The sequence below is a fragment of the Streptomyces sp. NPDC059524 genome (genome assembly GCF_042749255.1).
In the GTDB taxonomy this organism is placed as follows: domain Bacteria; phylum Actinomycetota; class Actinomycetes; order Streptomycetales; family Streptomycetaceae; genus Streptomyces; species Streptomyces xanthii.
On record NZ_JBHYTK010000275.1, the window covers coordinates 1 to 2,726 of the forward strand.

Sequence of the window (2,726 nt, forward strand, 5' to 3'; positions counted from 1 at the left end):
ATGGTGGTGCGCCGGCTGGGCGAGCCGCCCGCCGGCGCGCCCGGCCCGGCCCGCGCCGCCGCGGGCGCACCGGGCGGCACGATCGACGGCGCGGACGGCGCCGGGCTCGACGAGGTGCTGTACGCGCGGACGCGGGGCCGCCGGATCCTGGTCGTCCTGGACGACGTGGTCTCCGAGGCGCAGGTGCGGCCGCTCCTCACGGCGGCCCCTGACCTCACGGTGATGCTCACCGGCCGGCAGGCGCTGGGCGCCCTGGAGGAGGCGCGGCACCTGGTCCTGGACGTGTTCGAACCGGCGGAGGCGCTGGAGCTGCTGACCCGGTGCGGCGGCGAGGCCGTGCGGGCCGCGCCGCGGGACGCCGCGGAGATCGCCCGGCTGTGCGGGAACCTGCCGCTGGCGCTGCGGGTGGCCGCCGCGGGACTCGCGGCCCGGCCCCACTGGAAGGCCGCCGACCTGGTGGCGCGGCTCGCCGACGAGCGGACCCGGCTCGCCGCGCTCGCCGTCGGCGACCTCGACGTGCGCGGCAGCCTGCTGGCCGCGTACCGGCAGGCGGGTGTGCAGGAGCGGCTGGCGTTCCGGCTGCTCGGGCTCGCGCCGCTGCCGGACTTCCCGCTGTGGAGCGCGGCCGCGCTGCTGGCCTGCCCGCCGCCGGAGGCGGAGCGGCACCTGGAGGAACTGGTGCGCGGCCGACTCCTGGAGGCGCGCCCGGCACCGGGCCGGCTGACCCCGGTGCGCTACGGGTTCCATCCGCTGCTGCGCTCGCTCTCCCTCGAACTGCTCGGCGCCGGTTCTCCGGGAGCGACGGACCGGCTGTGCCGGGCGTTCCTCGCGCTCGCCCGGTACGCCGACCACCGGCTCGCCCCGGGCCGGGACCGGCTCGCGGCGCCCGTGGAACCGCCCGCGGGCATCGATCCGCACGAGCTGGTCGGGGACGCGGCGCTGTCCTGGTTCCAGGAGGAGTCGGCCGGGCTGCTCGAAGCGGTGCGTCGGGCGCACACGGACGGGTTGTGGGAGCTGTGCTCCGGCCTGGCGGCGGCGAGCGCCGGCTACTACGAGGCCGGCGCGGTGTGGGACGACTGGGAGCTGAGCCACGGGCTCGGCCTGGACGCGGCCCGGCAGGCGGGCGACGCGCGGGCGGAGGCGGTGCTGCTGCAGTCGCTCGCCGACCTGGACTGGCAGCGGCGGCTGCCGACGGCGGCCCTCGACCGCTACCGGCTCGCCTGGCACCTGTTCACGCAGGCGGGCGACCGTGTCTCGGCGGCGCGCTGTCTGTCCGGCGAGGCGGACGTGCTGCTCGGCCAGGGCCGGGTGCCGCGCGCCGAACGCGGTTACGTACGGGCGCTGTCCGGGGCCCGTACGACCGGGGACGCCCGCGGCGCGGCGCACGCGCTGCGCGGCCTGGCCCTGGTGGCGTTACGCGAGGGGCGGTCCGAGGAGGCGCTGGCCCGGCTCGCCGAGTGCGAGCGCTGGGCGCGGCGCACGGGCGACCGGCGCTGGCAGGAGTACGCGCTGCGCACGACCCGCGCGGTCGCCGCCGGCGCCGCACCGGCGGGACGGCCCCTGGAGGTCCGGCCCGGCATGTGGCTGCTGTCGGCCCCGGAGACGGCGCCGGCCTGATCCGAGCGGGCTGGTTCTGGCCCGGGGCCGGCCGGCCCTGGCCCAGGCGCGGGCCGGCTCTGGCCCGGGGCGGGCCCGCCCCGGCTCCCCGGGGGGATGGTCGGGTCCGGGGGCGGGCTCGCTCACGGGGGCGCCGACGTCCGGCGGCGCTGCGCCCAGCTTCGTACGGGCCGCTAAAGGAACGCCTTCGCCGCCGGGCCGGCGCCGACCGCCTTGCCGGGGGCCGGATTTGGCCACACTTTAGGCGTCAACAGCATGCTCGTCCCGTCGGCCGGGATCCGTGCCGAGGCCCTGCCGGCGCCCTCCCGGTCAGGAGGCCGCCCCGCCCGTGCGCACCGGCACGCGGGCCGGGCACCGCCTGTCCGTTCGGCCGCCGCACCGGTCCAGGGACGGATCCCGCCGACGCACCCACGCTGGACGGAACCCGAGGCGGAGCAAGATGACGCGATACCTGTCCCGGAGCAGCATCGACGAAAGTGCGAGCGCGGACGTACGGCTGTTCTGCTTCCCGTACGCGGGCGGCGGCGCATCCGCGTACGGCCGCTGGCAGCGCACCCTGGACGCGCACGGCGCCGGGGTGCGAGTGCTGCCCATCCAGCTGCCCGGCCGCGAAGGGCGCATCGACGAGCCGCGGTTCACGGATCTGCGGGCCCTGATCGACGACCTGGACGCCGAGCTCGACGACGAGCTGGAGCGACCGCACATCTTCTACGGGCACAGCATGGGCGCCCTGATCGCCTACTCGCTGGCCTGCCGGCGGCAGCAGCGCGGGGCACCGCTCCCGGAGGCCGTCGTGCTCAGCGCGTACCGTGCGCCGCACCTGCCCGCGCCGCAGATCGCCCGGCCGGAGGCCAGTGACGAGGAGTTGATCGACTCGCTCGCCGCGCTCGGCGGCATCCCCCAAGTCCTGCTGAACCACCCGGACTTCCTGTCCGCGCTGCTCCCCGTCGCGCGCGACGACCTGCTGCTGTGCACGGGCGAGGCCGCGTCGATGGCGGCCGAGCCGCGGCGCGTGCCGCGGCACCAGTTCGCGGGGCGGCGCGACCCGCAGTGTTCGGTGCCGGTGGTGGTGTAGTGGCGGCGGGACGCGGGGCGCGGCTGCGAGGGGC

The 2,726-nt window shown here is 78.0% G+C and carries 2 protein-coding genes; both read left to right on the plus strand.

Annotation, left to right across the window (positions count from 1 at the left end; genetic code table 11):
* A partial coding sequence (locus ACFW9D_RS37830) for an NB-ARC domain-containing protein (protein ID WP_384629968.1) occupies window positions 1-1,617 on the plus strand: 1,617 nt, incomplete at its 5' end.
* A gap of 439 nt (window positions 1,618-2,056) precedes the next feature.
* Window positions 2,057-2,692 (plus strand): thioesterase II family protein, encoded by a 636-nt coding sequence (locus ACFW9D_RS37835; RefSeq protein ID WP_384629970.1) that lies wholly within the window; start codon window positions 2,057-2,059, stop codon window positions 2,690-2,692.
* The last annotated feature ends 34 nt before the right edge of the window (window positions 2,693-2,726 follow it).

Coding starts and splice junctions, on each gene's coding strand:
- ACFW9D_RS37835 (WP_384629970.1), top strand. CDS start 2,057: ATGACGCGATACCTGTCCCGGAGCAGCATCGACGAAAGTGCGAGCGCG.